The sequence below is a fragment of the Pseudomonas sp. GW823-FHT02E01 genome, from assembly GCF_058797535.1.
On record NZ_JBXAJS010000019.1, the window covers coordinates 1 to 14,585 of the forward strand.

Annotated in this window: 15 protein-coding genes; 7 read left to right on the top strand and 8 right to left on the bottom strand. The window is 59.4% G+C overall.

The window, feature by feature from the left end; translation table 11 throughout:
- The first annotated feature begins 240 nt into the window (after positions 1-240).
- On the top strand, positions 241-567 hold the full coding sequence (locus AC1RDQ_RS28080; RefSeq protein ID WP_492588723.1) for a hypothetical protein: 327 nt from the start codon (positions 241-243) through the stop codon (positions 565-567).
- A gap of 83 nt (positions 568-650) precedes the next feature.
- Complete coding sequence (locus AC1RDQ_RS28085) at positions 651-1,400, top strand: YkgJ family cysteine cluster protein (RefSeq protein WP_492588724.1); 750 nt, start codon at positions 651-653, stop codon at positions 1,398-1,400.
- 128 nt (positions 1,401-1,528) lie between these two features.
- On the opposite strand, the gene AC1RDQ_RS28090 is transcribed toward AC1RDQ_RS28085, so the two are convergent.
- Positions 1,529-1,786: a hypothetical protein gene (locus AC1RDQ_RS28090; RefSeq protein ID WP_340315238.1), complete on the bottom strand. Its 258-nt coding sequence runs from the start codon at positions 1,784-1,786 to the stop codon at positions 1,529-1,531.
- Between the two features lie 195 nt (positions 1,787-1,981).
- Here AC1RDQ_RS28090 and AC1RDQ_RS28095 point away from each other — a divergent pair, with 195 nt between their 5' ends.
- The gene (locus tag AC1RDQ_RS28095) at positions 1,982-2,956 is read left to right on the top strand and encodes a 2-hydroxyacid dehydrogenase (protein WP_090453152.1); all 975 of its coding nucleotides are present in this window, start codon (positions 1,982-1,984) and stop codon (positions 2,954-2,956) included.
- A gap of 187 nt (positions 2,957-3,143) precedes the next feature.
- Positions 3,144-3,653: a DUF2165 family protein gene (locus AC1RDQ_RS28100; protein WP_492588725.1), complete on the top strand. Its 510-nt coding sequence runs from the start codon at positions 3,144-3,146 to the stop codon at positions 3,651-3,653.
- Between the two features lie 28 nt (positions 3,654-3,681).
- On the opposite strand, the gene AC1RDQ_RS28105 is transcribed toward AC1RDQ_RS28100, so the two are convergent.
- Positions 3,682-4,584 carry a DMT family transporter gene (locus tag AC1RDQ_RS28105; protein WP_492588726.1) on the bottom strand — a complete coding sequence of 301 codons (903 nt, stop codon included), beginning with the start codon at positions 4,582-4,584 and terminating at the stop codon, positions 3,682-3,684.
- Positions 4,585-4,735: 151 nt separating this feature from the next.
- Between AC1RDQ_RS28105 and AC1RDQ_RS28110 the strand changes: the two genes are divergently transcribed.
- The gene (locus AC1RDQ_RS28110) at positions 4,736-5,611 is read left to right on the top strand and encodes a helix-turn-helix domain-containing protein (RefSeq protein ID WP_492588727.1); all 876 of its coding nucleotides are present in this window, start codon (positions 4,736-4,738) and stop codon (positions 5,609-5,611) included.
- 142 nt (positions 5,612-5,753) lie between these two features.
- On the opposite strand, the gene AC1RDQ_RS28115 is transcribed toward AC1RDQ_RS28110, so the two are convergent.
- From AC1RDQ_RS28115 to AC1RDQ_RS28135, 5 genes are all read right to left on the bottom strand, one after another.
- On the bottom strand, positions 5,754-8,183 hold the full coding sequence (locus AC1RDQ_RS28115; protein WP_492588728.1) for a TonB-dependent siderophore receptor: 2,430 nt from the start codon (positions 8,181-8,183) through the stop codon (positions 5,754-5,756).
- Between the two features lie 237 nt (positions 8,184-8,420).
- Positions 8,421-9,410 (bottom strand): FecR family protein, encoded by a 990-nt coding sequence (locus AC1RDQ_RS28120; RefSeq protein WP_492588729.1) that lies wholly within the window; start codon positions 9,408-9,410, stop codon positions 8,421-8,423.
- Positions 9,407-9,985, bottom strand: a complete 579-nt coding sequence (locus tag AC1RDQ_RS28125; protein ID WP_492588730.1) for an RNA polymerase sigma factor — start codon at positions 9,983-9,985, stop codon at positions 9,407-9,409. Before AC1RDQ_RS28125 ends, AC1RDQ_RS28120 begins: the two co-directional genes overlap by 4 nt.
- A gap of 223 nt (positions 9,986-10,208) precedes the next feature.
- Positions 10,209-10,616, bottom strand: a complete 408-nt coding sequence (locus AC1RDQ_RS28130; protein WP_057716375.1) for an HPF/RaiA family ribosome-associated protein — start codon at positions 10,614-10,616, stop codon at positions 10,209-10,211.
- A 214-nt stretch (positions 10,617-10,830) separates the two neighbouring features.
- Positions 10,831-11,778: a LysR substrate-binding domain-containing protein gene (locus AC1RDQ_RS28135; RefSeq protein WP_057716376.1), complete on the bottom strand. Its 948-nt coding sequence runs from the start codon at positions 11,776-11,778 to the stop codon at positions 10,831-10,833.
- 135 nt (positions 11,779-11,913) lie between these two features.
- Here AC1RDQ_RS28135 and AC1RDQ_RS28140 point away from each other — a divergent pair, with 135 nt between their 5' ends.
- Together AC1RDQ_RS28140 and AC1RDQ_RS28145 are read left to right on the top strand one after the other, a co-directional pair.
- Positions 11,914-13,290, top strand: a complete 1,377-nt coding sequence (locus tag AC1RDQ_RS28140; protein WP_057716377.1) for an L-serine ammonia-lyase — start codon at positions 11,914-11,916, stop codon at positions 13,288-13,290.
- Between the two features lie 309 nt (positions 13,291-13,599).
- Complete coding sequence (locus tag AC1RDQ_RS28145; RefSeq protein WP_340315221.1) at positions 13,600-13,914, top strand: DUF3509 domain-containing protein; 315 nt, start codon at positions 13,600-13,602, stop codon at positions 13,912-13,914.
- Here the strand turns inward: AC1RDQ_RS28145 and AC1RDQ_RS28150 are convergent.
- Complete coding sequence (locus AC1RDQ_RS28150) at positions 13,911-14,411, bottom strand: phosphate-starvation-inducible protein PsiE (protein ID WP_150812780.1); 501 nt, start codon at positions 14,409-14,411, stop codon at positions 13,911-13,913. The genes AC1RDQ_RS28145 and AC1RDQ_RS28150 overlap by 4 nt on opposite strands.
- Positions 14,412-14,585 lie beyond the last annotated feature (174 nt).

A 14,585-nucleotide genomic window follows, 5' to 3' on the forward strand; every position in this document is an offset into this window, starting at 1 on the left:
CTTTCGTTCATGGAACCTCCAAGTTGGCGAAATCATATCGCCCTTAAGAGGTGTCCGGGATTATTAGGCCAGTTCAGTTCCGCTCTGATGCCGCCATCGCGAGCAGGCTCGCTCCCACAGTTGATGTGTGTACACCGTCCAATGTGGGAGCGGGCTTGCTCGCGAAGAGGTCAGCAAAGTCTCCATCTACCTTTCAGGCATACTCCTGCCTTGGCCACTCAGCCCAAGGAAGCCTGAACCATGAAAGCTGCGCCCCTGATTCTGTTCTGCCTCACCGCCCTCGCCTCCCAGGCCCACGCCTCCAGCCCCGACGCCTGGGCCACCTACGACAAAGCCGTACTCACCAGTTGCACCAAGGCCAGTGGCCTGAAGGACAGCAAACCGGTCGGCAACGCCGCGCAGTTCGATGACCGGGTCGGTTACACCGCGCTCCTGCTCCAGGGCCAGTACCCGCAAAAGCACATGAAAGGCGCACAAGGCACCGAGTTGTGCCTGTACAACAAAAAGAGCAAATCCGCGTACGTCACCGAATGGGACTCCATCCGCCCGGCCGGCAAGGCAAACTGAGTGGCGCATAATTTGCTTCGATAGCGGCCTTTGCGGCGGCATTCTGTCGCCGTTTCATGCCCTGTGACGCGAACGAACGCTCGATGAATACAACGTTTTCCTGTGTAGGCTGCGGCAAATGCTGTAACGACCACCATGTGCCCCTGACCCTGGGCGAAGCCCGGATGTGGGCAGCCGATGGCGGTCAGGTGATCGTGCTGGTGGAAGCGTTTCTGGGCAATGGCCTGGGTCTGCCGGTGCACCAACGGGAACACGCCGAACGCCGTTCGGCGGCAGTGCGCAGCGGTGAATCCGAGGCGTACGTGGCTATCACCTTCGCCGCCTACAATGTCGGCCCCTGCCGAAATCTTGACGAAGACAACCTCTGTCGCATCTACGAACGCCGGCCGCTGGTGTGCCGTATCTATCCGATGGAAATCAATCCGCACATACCTCTGAACACCGCCATGAAGGAATGTCCGCCTGAGTCGTGGGAAAAAGGACCGGAGCTGATTGTCGGTGGTGATCTGGTCGACCGGGAATTGTCGGAACTGATCCAGCGCTCCCGTCAGGCGGATCGTGATGACATTCCGATTAAGGATGCAATTTGTGCGTTGCTGGGGATTCGCACCACGGCCCTGAAGGGCGACGGGTATACCGCTTATCTTCCGGATATGGCGGAATTTGCCGCGATCATCGACGACCTGGCCGGGCAAACGTTGCCGCAGTGGGGCAGCGAATGGCGGTTTCATGTGTCGGGGGATGATATTGCCGGGCAAGTGCTGGCCGCAGGTGCGCAAGTGGCGGCGGATGCGTCGACGAATTACTCGTTTATTTCGTTGCGGGCGGTTTGATCCGGGATTTGCAGTGTTTGTGCCGGCCCCTTCGCGAGCAAGCCCGCTCCCACTGGAGGAATGCATTCCAAATGTGGGAGCGGGCTTGCTCGCGAAGACGGCAGATCAGTCACCGCAGACTTAAGAACTCAGCGCTTACCCATCGACCGACGAGTCCCCGGCGGTGCCATGCCCGGCGTCTTGGTGTGGCCGTTCTTGGCTCCGTTCTTGTACCACGGCTGGTTGGAACCCTTGGCGGCCGCCAGCTCACCCGGCTTGAACGGGAATTTGAAGGCCGGGATCTCGGCTTTGGATTCGCTGTCGGCGCTGGAGTCGACGCTGTCTGGCAGCTCTGCCTGCACGTCGTTCAGGGCGTCGGCGACCGGCGGTTGTTTCGGGGAAGTCATGAAAGCTCCGGGTGGTGCATGAAATGTCGGGCCCGGTGAGCGGGCCGCATGCCACAGTATAAGAAGTGCGGCAGTATAACTGGATGGAGCACGACAAGCTGCAAGCTTGCATAGACCGCCTGACGACTCGCACAAATCCCGTGAAGAATGTTAGCGTGCTCATCATTCTTCACCGCCCGACGAGCCCGCCCACCCATGAAAAAGACCGTCCTTGCATTCAGCCGCGTCACTCCACCAATGATCGAACGTCTGCAACAGGATTTCGACGTCATCGTGCCGAATCCGAAAAACGGCGACATCAACGCCCAATTCAACGAAGCCCTGCCCCACGCTCACGGCTTGATCGGCGTCGGTCGCAAACTCGGCCGCGCTCAATTGGAAAACGCCACCACGCTGGAGGTGGTATCCAGTGTCTCGGTGGGCTACGACAACTATGACCTGGCCTACTTCAACGAACGCGGGATCATGCTGACCAACACGCCGGATGTGCTCACCGAAAGCACCGCCGATCTGGCGTTTGCCCTGTTGATGAGCAGCGCGCGCCGCGTCGCCGAACTGGATGCCTGGACCAAGGCCGGGCAATGGCAGGCCACTGTCGGTGCGCAGCTGTTCGGTTGCGATGTGCATGGCAAAACCCTGGGCATTGTCGGCATGGGCAACATCGGCGCCGCCATCGCCCGACGTGGTCGCCTGGGGTTCAACATGCCGGTCATCTACAGCGGCAACAGCCGCAAGACCGAACTGGAACAGGAGCTCGGCGCGCAGTTCCGCAGCCTTGATCAACTGCTGGCCGAGGCCGATTTCGTGTGTTTGGTGGTGCCGCTCAGCGAGAAAACCAAACACTTGATCAGCCATCGCGAACTGGCGCTGATGAAACCAAGTGCCATTCTGGTGAACATTTCCCGTGGCCCGGTGGTGGATGAGCCGGCACTGATCGAAGCACTGCAAAACAACCGCATTCGTGGTGCCGGGCTGGACGTTTACGAAAAAGAACCGCTGGCCGAGTCCCCACTGTTCCAGTTGAAAAATGCCGTGACCTTGCCGCACATTGGCTCGGCCACCCATGAGACCCGCGATGCCATGGCCAACCGTGCCCTGGCCAACCTGCGCAGTGCGCTGTTGGGGGAACGCCCACAGGATCTGGTCAACCCGCAAGTCTGGAAGGGTTGAAAAAAGGGCAGGCGTTAAAAGCGCCTGCCCTTAAATGCAAAAAATAAAAACAATATCACTCTAAACCTGTAAAAAAACTGTCTGAATACACACCCTGCAATTCAGTCAATAAACAAATAACAAAACCACCCGCTAGACTCTCCTTACTTTTCCAGACACAACGGAAACAACAAAGGAGATCACCACCTTGAATCAACTTACGACAAATCAAGTCATACGCTTCAGCAAAGCCACACTAATGTTATTCATAAGTATTTTTGGATTGCTGGTGATGTACAGCAACGTTACGGACTACGCAACCAACTACGAAAACATCAGCAACATCCTGAGCATGGAGAGCACAGGTGACGACGAGAAGTACAGCTACAGGGCCATTACCTCGCAGATACTCCATCACCGCATCTACTGGCTCATCATTACGCTCGAGGTTATCTACACGCTCTTCTTCATGATCGGAACCTGTTATCTTTATAAAAACATGAGTAGCAGCGCTGAAGAGTTTCACGAGGCCAAAAAGCCCGCGATCATAGGATTACTCATTGCGCTCTTGCTTTACTATGTCGGCTTTCAAGTTATCGGCGTGGAATGGTTCAACATGGACCAATCACAAGCCTGGAATTACAAAGACTGGACCCGGCATATTGTCGACTTCATACTACCGCTGCTGATTTATATTGCGATCAAAGTCGAGCGCTGAGGACTTCAAGCGCTCGATGAACGTCATCTCAAGCGAGCTTGCTACTCCCTTGTACCAAGCGTGGTTTGGGCTTGCGAAACACCAGTACGTTACCCGACATCACCAATACCAGCCCCAACAGCGCCGGCATCGTCCACTGATAACCCTCGGCGAACGCTGACACGTTGAGTGCCACCACCGGAAACAGCACTGTGCAGTACGCAGCCCGCTCTGGCCCCATGCGGCCGACCAGGGTCAGGTAGGCGGTGAAACCGATCACCGATCCCGGAATCACCAGGTACAACAGTGACCCGATGTAACGCGTGCTCATCTCCATGTCGAAGGGAATGCCTTTGACCAGGCACCACACGGTGAGCATCGCCGCCCCGTAAGCCATGCCCCAGGCATTGGTGGTCAGCGGTTTGAGACCGGCCTTCTGTTGCAGGCTCGAAAGCATGTTGCCCGCCGAGAAACACAAGGTGCCGCACAGGGCCAGACCGAGGCCAAGCAAGGTTTCCGGGCTGGCGGTATGCCCGGCCAGCTCCGGCCAGAACAGCAGCCCCAACCCAAGCAGGCCCAACGCACCGCCCATCAGCACATTGCGGGCAATTCTCTGACCGAAGAACACCCGCGCGTTGAGGACATTCCACAGGGTGGCGGTGGAAAACACCACGGCCACCAGACCGCTGGGGATCCACTGGCTCGCGGTGAGGAAACACATGAAGTTGACGCAGAACAGGCACAAGCCCTGAGCCAGGCAGATCAGGTGCCCGCGACGGTTCATCACTTGCAGGCGTCGGCTGAGCAGCAGGATCACGAACAGCACCAGCGCGGCGAGGCCGAAGCGATAGACGATCGACACGGGAATGGCCACCACGCCCAGTTGCCATTTCAAGGCAATCCAGGTGGTACCCCAGATCAGCACAGTCAGCAGGTACAAAGAAAGATTCATGACTAAGGCTCCTCGCTAGGTGCCCAGTGTCCGGCGCCACGCCTGGGCGCACTTGCATAAACTTGCGCTTTTGTCCGGCGACAGGCTGGCAGGCGCACGTCTACGGAGTAGGATGCAAGGCGTTGGATGCAGGTGTTAGAGAGCAACGATCATGGCGGCACTGGATACCCTACAAGTCTTTCAAGCCCTCAACCGCTCGCCGAATGCTCGCCTTGAGCACAGCGCCGAGCTCGGTGACGGCTTGTCTGCAGCCTTGTGGAGCAATCACCATGACGCTCAGGAATACGAAGCGCCCAGCCACCACACGTTGTCCTGTTACCTCGCCGGCGGCACCGGCACCTTTCGCCGCGACCAGCCCGGCAACAAGGGTGGTCCGGACAAACTGTGCATCCTCCCCGCCGATCACCAGTCAGGATGGGTGATCAATGGCGATATTCGCCTGGCACACCTGTATTTCAGCCCCGAACAATTTGCCCTTGGCTGCGTCACCCTGCTCGATCGCGAGCCACGGGAAATGCAGCTGCGCGAGCAGACCTTTCTCGATGATCCGCAGCAGGCGCTGCGCTTTCGGCAGTTGGTCGCCTTGAACTGGGACGAGCCGGGCGAGCGCCTGCTCACCAGCAGCCTGGCTCACGAATTGCTCAGCCATGCCCTGCTCAGCCAGGTTAACGTGCGTCAGGGCTTACGCCTTAAAGGCGGGCTGGCCGCGCACCAGCGCCGGCATCTGGTGGAGTTCATCAACAGCCATCTGGACGAGGCCATCAGCCTCGGTCAATTGGCGGCGTTGTGTGCGTTGTCCGAATACCACTTCGCGCGGATGTTCCGCGAAAGCTTCGGCTTGCCACCCCACCAGTACGTGCTGGCGCGGCGCCTTGACCGGGCGCGGGAGTTGCTGCGCACGACCTCGCAGCCACTGGGGGAGATTGCACTGGCTTGTGGTTTTTCCAGCGCCAGCCATTTCACCAACCGGTTTCGCCAGTCACTTGGCGGGACGCCCGGCGAATATCGACAGGCGTTTTTGCGCTAGACCCGATTTTTTATCGCCTGTACTGCCGCCTTCGCGAGCAAGCCCGCTCCCACAAGGTTTGGTGGTGCTTACCTGTTTTGTGGCTACCCTATTCCCCTGTGGGAGCGAGCTTGCTCGCGATGAACGATGACACGGTCTATCGTCAGAACTCCAAGGTGCTCGACAACGTCACCTGCCGCGAATCCCCCATCGACACAAAGAACCGACTCGCCGCCGAGGTGTAGTAGGTGCGATCGAACAGGTTCTTCACGTTGAGCTGGAACTTGACCTTCTGCCCTTCGACCCTGGTGTCGTAGGTGGCAAACGCATCGGCCACGGTGTAGCTCGGCAGGTCGAAATCGTTCACCGCGTTGCCCGCGCGCTCACCCACATAACGCGCCCCGGCGCCGACCCGCAGTTGATCACCGCCAATGACGCTGCCGAAGTCATAGACGGCCGACAACGAGCCGCTGTTCTTCGCCACGTTCTGCAACTGATTGCCTTTGTAATCCGGGTCTTCGGTGACTTCGGCATCGGTATAGGCGTAGCTGCCGATCATGCTCCAGCGATCGGTGAGCCGACCGCTCAGGTCCACCTCCAGGCCACGGGAACGCACTTCACCGGCGGCACTGTAAATCGTGGTCGGACCTTCGGCGTTGGCCACCAGCACATTGCGCTTCTTGATGTCGAACAGTGCGATGTTGCCGGTAACGCGGCCCGGCAGATCAAGCTTGGCACCCAGCTCCCAGGACTTGGCTTCTTCCGGAGCGATACCGCCGTCAAGCACGGTACTGCTGCCGCTCAATGGTGCGATGGTCGAGTTGGGTTTGAACGACTCGGTGTAGCTGCCGTAGAACGACAAGGCATCGGTGTATTTGTACACAAGGCCCGCGCGCGGCACCCATTTCTGCCCGTTGCTGTCGGTGTTGGCGTGGAACGGTACGCCTTTGCCAGCGTACTGGTCGTACGCCTGAAAACGCGCGCCGGCCACCAGAATCCACTGGTCGGTGAGGTGGATGGAGTCTTGCAGGAAGACCGAATCGCTGCGCAGTTCATCGGTCTGTGCGCTGTCGGGCGCACTGACGGTGGTGCCCGGCACTTCCCGACCATAAACCGGATTGACGTAACTGAATGTGGTCAGGCTTTTCTGGCGGATCAGGTCTTCGCGGTAGATCTTGCGGTACTCATCGTCGATACCGAACAGCAGGTCATGCTGCATGCCGAGCACATTCACGTTGCCTTCGAGGCTGGCGGTGGTGAAACGGTCGGTGCTGATCGCATTCTGGGTGCCGTCCATGTTGCGGGTCAGGGTGCCCTTTTTGGTGTCGATGGCGGTCACGCGCACCTGGCTGGCATCGTAGGTTTCGCGGTTATAGCTGTAGCCGAAATGGGCTTTCCAGTTGTCGTTGAGTTCGTGATCGGCCTCGAAGTGATAGAGGTCCGAGCGCCCTTCCATGTTGTTGAACGGTTCGTCGAGACGCTCGTTGCGCGAGATGTCCAGCGGATGGTTGGTCCTTGGATCGATCAGCGTGCCGCGGTCGAAGGGTGTGAGGAATTCGCGGTGCTCATAGGAGAACAGCAGCTTGGTGCTTTCGCCGTACCAGGCCAGCGACGGCGCGATCAGGCTCTCGCGATGCACACCGAAGTTACGCCAGTAATCTTCGTCTTCGTAGTCCAGCACCATGCGGTAGGCCAGTCCTGAATCGCCGAGGGCCCCAGTGCTGTCGAGGCTGCCACCGCTGCCGTTCTTGCCGTCGTCATAGCTCGAACCGCGCGCGGTCAGCGCGTTGTACCGCTCAAGCTGGGGCTTCTTGCTGACCATATTGACCACGCCACCCGGATCCTGGATGCCATAGAGCAACGAGGCCGGGCCCTTGAGCACTTCGACCCGGTCCACGCTGGCGTTGAGGCCACGACCCTGCACGATCGGCATGCCGTCGCGCATGATCGAGCCGTTACGGTTGTCGCCAAAGCCACGGACCATCACCGAGTCCTGGGTGCTGCCCAGGGTGTTGGCCTGGGTGATGCCGCTGACATTGGCCAGCGCGTCATCGAGATTGCGCGGCGCCTGGTCGCGGATGACCTGGGCCGGAACGACGTTGATCGTCTGCGGGATCTCCTGTACGGGGGCCGAGGAGCGCATCACTGAAGTGATGGGTGGCGGTTGATAGCTCATGGAGTCATCCATCACCGAGGTGATGGTGGTCGCGCCCAGGTTCAACGCCCCTTCAGTCGGCCGTGGTTCCAGTGCAATGGTGTGGCCGTCGGTGCGACGGAACGTCAAGCCCGAACCGGTGAGCAGACGTTGCAGAGCCTGTTCGGCGCTCATCTGGCCATTGATGGCCGGCGCATTGAGACCGTACGGTGCCTCATCGGTGTAGACGACGCTGATGCCGGTCACTCGGCTGAAATCGCTCAGGGCCTGGGGCAACGGTTTGGCGGCCAGCGCGAAATTGAATTGCCCACGCGACTGACTGCTGCCTGCCTCTGCGGCCAGCGCTACGCTCAGCGGCAACAAGGCCAATGCCGAAAAGCTCAACGCAGACACACCCAACCATTGTTTGACCGAACCCGATTTTGCCCTGGACTTCATGACTCATGACCTGTGTAGAACCGCAACGGATGCGAATGACTCGCAGTTTCAGTCACTACACGGATGGCAATCGGGTTTACCTCAGCAAAAACTGAAAATATTTTTATTTGAGTGGTTGGTTGTCTGATCTGCCGTCATCGCGAGCAAGCTCGCTCCCACAGGTATTGAGTCGGTCACAATATTGGGGCAACACGTAACCCTGTGGGAGCGGGCTTGCCCGCGAAGAGGCCAGCAGCTTTAGCGCAGAATAATCAGATGCCCCAAAACCTGATGCTGCTCAAACCCCAACACCCCCTGCAACGAACTCAACACCGCCTGCGGGTTCCTGCTCGGAAAGCTGCCACTGACCCGACGCCTCGCCAGTTCATCATTGAGCAACACGATCCGTCCGGGGTAATAGCGCGCCAAATCCTGTACCACATCGGCCAACGTCGCCTTGTAGTAATTGAGCCAGCCCTGGCGCCATGCCAACTGCGCTTCGCTGTCCACCGAGTGGAGTGTTTGCGCCGAGCCTTCGCCATAGGCCACTTGCTGGCCGGCGGTGAGCACTTGCTGATCGGCTTTCTGGTGCGCCGTCACGCCAACCCGTCCCGACAGCACCGTGACCTGTGCACCGTGGGGCTGCAAACGGACTTCGAACTGCGTGCCCAGGACCCGCGTCTGGCCTTTCTCGGCGTCCACCACAAACGGCTCGCCGGTATGGGTAACGCTGAAAAAGCCGGCGCCGCGGCGCAGTTGCACATGCCGCTCACCGCGACTGAAATCCACGGCGATGGCGCTGTCGGCATCCAGTGTCACCTGCGACTGATCGGCCAGGGTAACGGTGCGAATTTCCCCCGGTGCCGAGACGTAATCCGCCCCCAGGTCATCAATCCAACGCATAGGCTGCCAGCCTGTACCGACACTGATCATCAACAGCAGACACGCGGCCATCGCCAGCATACCGGACCAGCGCCCGAGCGTGCTGCGCCGCGGCTTGTCCATGGCGTTGAGATAGCCCTGCAAGGCAAAAGCGTCTTCATCGGCGAGTGTGCGCGCCGGTCCTTCGCTCAACTCCCACAGGACCTGCGCCCGGGCATAGGCCTCGGCATGGGCGGGGTCGGCCTGCAACCACTGGCTGAACGTCGCTTGGTCACCGCTATTGGGCTGGTCATGCAACAGGCTCAGCCAGGCCAGCGCGGCCTGCTCCTGCGCCGGCGTCGGGGTGACGCGTTTGAAGTCGTTCACGGTGCTGTCCCTGGCGTACGCGGTTCGGGTTCCCGAAGGCTGGCCTTGCAGGCTTCGAGGGCGCGCATCATATGTTTTTCCACGGCACTTTGGGACAAGCCCATGGCCTTGGCGATCTCGGCGTATTTGCGGCCGTGAATGCGATTGAGCAAGAAGATCTGCCGCGTACGCTCCGGCAAGGCGCGCAACGCGGCTTCGACATGGCGCAGATCGTTGCCCGCCTCCAGCGCCGCTTGCGGTCCGCTGCCATGGCTGTCTGGTGATTCCACCATCAAACCTTCGCTGGCCCGGACCCGCGTGCCTTCACTGCGCAAGTGATCGATGGCGATGTTGCCGGCGCAGCGCAGCAGGTAGGTGCTGAGTTCCTCGACTTGCACCAACGGCCGCCGCCAGAATCGCAGGAACAAATCCTGTATCAGGTCAGCCGCCGTCGCCCGACAACCGACACGCCGGCTCACCAGTGCTTCCATTTGCGAACGCTGGGAGAGAAACACCTGGAGAAAATGCGCACGGTCCCCGCGCAGTGGATCGCGCTCGATATCGCGGGGTTCGGGGGCGGAGTGATCATCGTTCATGTTTCGACCTGAAAACCGGGGAGGCCACGACAGCGTCAGGGGACCGGAAAGGCCGCAATATTAATGATAAATATTCTCATATGCAAAAGGATCGGGTGCAGCCCTTTATTACGCCCGTTGGTTGCACCAATGGCATGGCCATGGAATCCAAAAGCCACCGAAAACAAAACGGGCCTGCAATGCAGGCCCGTTTTCATGGGAAGGTAAAAAAGTGAATCAGGTGTCAGCCGTTAAGCGCTGCCTGTTCGTTCTCAAGAAACTCTTCTTCCAGCAGATGGTCGGCATGGGCGGCACTCTCGATGGGCACCACATTGGCTCGTTTGCCGCGTAATTTGCCGAACATATGCTCCAGCGCATGTTCAAGTTTGGTAGCCGCTCCGTCGATCGCCTGCTCCATGGTGGAGGCTTTATGGGTGACGGAAATCGGTTGATGGCCTTTTGGCCTCGCCTCCAGCTGGCAGCGCATGTCGTGGGGACCCGGCTTGTCGCCGTTCTCGTCCCGCAGGTGAACCTCGACTCGTGTCAGGTCCTCTTCGTAGCGTTCGAGCGTGCTCTCAATGGTCGTACGTACCCACTCCTCCAGTCGTTTACTGCCTTGAATATGGTTATCGCTATTGACTTGGATTTGCATAGTTCATCCCTTATTTCAGCTAGCTCGCGAGAGGCCGGTCAGCTAAGCCCTTGGGCGTCATCACCGTGACCTCTTACTTACACAATCGGTCTGTACGCTGAACAATTCAACCCCCTAAAAAAGATAAATTTTCAATCGCAAAAAAAGCCGGACAACCGGTAAAAGCGCTGTTAAGGTCGGGAGTTGGGTCGCCCTGCTCTTACGTAATAATTGCTCACATTTGCCGCTCCCCCAGCGGGTGCAGGCTGCGAAAAGCACCCGCCTCCTCCACCAACCAATCGTGCACCGCGCGCACACCCGGATGGCTCAACGCCCCCGGTGCGTAAAGCAGCATGTAGCGCTTGTGATTGGGCACCGCCAGGCCGAACGGCACGATCAAGGCACCACGTTCCAACTCATCATTGAGCAAGGTTCGGCGCGCAATCGCCACGCCCATCCCGGCGATTGCCGCTTCGATGGTCAGGTGATTGCGATTGAAGGTATGCCCGCGTCGCACATCCGCCCCCTCGAAGCCGATGGCATTGAGGTAAAACTCCCATTCCGCGTACTCGTAGCTGCCGCGCCAGGCGGTGATGTCGTGCAGCAAGGGAAAGTGCATCAGGTCCGCCGGACCATGCAGCGGTGGACGACCACGCAACAGGCTCGGCGCGCACACCGGAAAAATCTGTTCATCAAGCAAGGCTGTGGATAACAGGCCCGGATAACTGCCGTCGTTCAGGTCGATCGCCAGGTCGAAGTCACCTTCATGCAACGGCACGCTGCTGTCCTCGGCCACCAGGCGCAACTGGATGTCCGGAAAACGCTGCTGCAAACGCGGCAGTCGCGGCGTCAGCCATTTGCTCAGGAACGACGGAATCGAACGCACCCGCAGAATCCCGCTGATCATGCCCGCGTCCAGTCGCCGCAATTCCGAGTCGATGCTGCCAAAGGCCTCGTTGACGGTAATGGCCAGGCGCTGACCCTCTGCGCTCAGCTCCACTCCGCGGGCGCGACGGTGAAACAGGCGAAAGCCCAGGCGTTCTTCCAGCTGGCGGATCTGCTGGCTGACCGCCCCCGGTGTGATGTGCAGTTCTTCGGCGCAGCGGGTGAACGACAGGTGCCGCGCGGCACAGGCAAACACGTTCAGCCAGACATACGTCTGGGCGTGTAATTGACGGCTCATCGTTTAGTCCTGCTAAAGGATGTCTTAGGAATTTTCGTTGGTCACGCAGGCTCGTGACAGGCAGTATCGCCCAAATTGCGCTTGTCCTACAGAAATGGCAGCGATTTCCCTTCCATTGCGTGTACAGGCTTTAGCATGGCTATCAGTGTTTTCGATCTCTTCAAAGTGGGTATCGGCCCGTCCAGTTCCCATACCGTCGGTCCGATGCGCGCTGCCGCAACCTTTGCCCAAGCGCTGGTCGATCACGGTTTTCTGGCCGACGTGCGACGCGTGGAAATCCGTCTCTATGGTTCTCTTTCAGCGACCGGCGTCGGCCACGCGACGGATCGCGCCTGCGTCATGGGCCTGATGGGCGAATGGCCCGACCGCATCGATCCAACCACCATCGACAGCCGCATTCACACCCTGCGCGAAACCGGCAAACTGTGCCTGGCAGGCGTTGCGCAAATTGCCTTCGACTGGCAACGCGATCTCCTGCTGCTGGACGAAAGCCTGCCCTACCACCCCAACGCCATGTCCCTGACAGCCTTCGGTGAAACCGGCGAACTGTTCGAGCAGACCTACTACTCGGTGGGCGGTGGTTTTATCATCGAAGCAGCCGAAGCCGAATCCGGGATCGCGCCGGCCGGCGACGTGGTGCTGCCTTACGATTTCTCCAGCGCCGCCGAACTGCTCAAACTCTGCAACGAGCACGGGCTGCGGGTGGGCGAACTGATGATGGCCAACGAACGGGCATGGCGCAGTGACGCAGAAATCCGCCAGGGCCTGTTGCATATCTGGTCGGTGATGCGCGAATGCGTCGAGCAGGGTTTGCGCCACGAAGGCATCTTGCCCGGCGGCCTGAGTGTTCCGCGTCGAGCGGCGAAACTGCATCGCAGCCTGCAGGAAATCGGCAAGCCGAATGTCATTACGTCCACCTTGTCAGCGATGGAATGGGTCAACCTGTACGCCCTTGCCGTGAACGAAGAAAACGCGGCCGGCGGGCGCATGGTCACGGCGCCGACCAACGGCGCGGCGGGGATCATTCCGGCGGTGCTGCACTACTACATGAAATTCAATGCCGATGCGTCTGACGATGACGTGGTCGCATTTTTCCTGGGTGCAGCTGCCGTCGGCATCCTGTGCAAGAAAAACGCTTCGATCTCCGGGGCCGAAGTCGGCTGCCAGGGCGAAGTCGGCTCCGCTTGCGCCATGGCCGCCGCAGGCCTGGCAGAGGTGCTTGGCGCCACCCCGGAGCAGCTGGAAAACGCCGCCGAAATCGGCCTGGAACACAACCTCGGCCTCACCTGCGACCCGGTTGGCGGACTGGTGCAAGTGCCGTGTATCGAGCGCAACGCGATCGCCGCGGTCAAGGCCATCAATGCCACGCAAATGGCCTTGCGCGGCGACGGCAAACACTTCATTTCCCTGGACCGGGTGATCCGCACCATGCGCGACACCGGGGCCGACATGCACGACAAGTACAAAGAGACGTCGCGGGGCGGACTGGCGGTGAACTGGGTGGAATGTTGACCGTTTTGGAGGCACGTCGAGGTTAATTGCCCTGAAACGTGCAGAAAACGCGGCCCCCCGTAGGAGCGAGCTTGCTCGCGAAAAACCCCCAGGCGCCGCAAACCATCTGGTTTGACGCGTTATCGCTCACGACCATCGCGAGCAGGCTCGCTCCTACAGAACGTGTTTTTTGTCCGACAATTTTCCGGCATGGGCCTTGCTACTTCCATGCAGGAACAATGATGGCGAGATGGCCGGTGGTCTGGCGTTGCGAACCAACCCGATCATGGCCGGTCAACAACTGCACGTTCAATCAGGCGGTGACGCATCATGGACAACCCTTTCCAGCTCATTACCGATGCCTTTGCAGCGGATTACCAAATCAACCTGAGCATTCAGGGCCTGGACGGCCGCATCATGCTGACCCTGTCCAACAGTGGCCGCGTGGTGGCCAAACGCATGATCAGCGCCGAACAACGCAATGACCCCGAGCGCCTGAAACGATTGGTGCAAAGCATTCAGTTCGGCATTGCCATCGAGCAGGGCCACTGCGCCGTGGCCATCCTCGAATCAATGACCGACGGCGGCACGCGCAACCTGCCCCCACCAGCCAGTGACCGCCACCGACCCGCCATGGGGCTTTAAAGCTCGCCCTTTTCTACTTCCGGATGTTCACTGGAGCCCGTACCTGTTTTGCGGTGCGGGTTCTCAATCTTCACCGAAGGAAATTGCGACGAAGCGTAACGCACCACCAGAATCGCAAACGCCAACAGCAGAATCCCGCCGCACAGGTAGATGATCCCCAGGTCCGGCGGGTTGTGGTGCGATACGTTGGAAATCAGCAGCCGCGTCAGCGCGGTGATCGCCACGTAGATCAGGAAGCGCACGGGCATGTGGTTGGTCTTGAAGTAAATCCCGACCATCGCCCCCAGTTCCAGGTAGATGAACAGCAGCAAGATGTCATCGATCTTGATGTGCCCTTCTTCGATCATCCCGAGAAACTCCATCACCGCCGCCCATGCGGTCACCGCACCAATGGCGAACAGCGCCAGGTAGTGAAAGGTTTCGACAAAGAGATTGCCCAGGGACTCGGCCAGTTCATGCACGTTCTGCCGCAGTTTTTCGGCCCAGTTGATTTTCACGATGATGCTTCCTTAGGTCGGCTCGACCGGATGATGCGGGTTGGACGTGACGGTTTTTCTGCATGCAGAAAAAAGGCCAGCCCATGATGGCGAGCCACTCGGGATTGTGCGCCGTGGCGTTTGGTCGCACCTGTGCAGCGCCTCGCCTGACAAATCTCGAATCCGGTCTACATT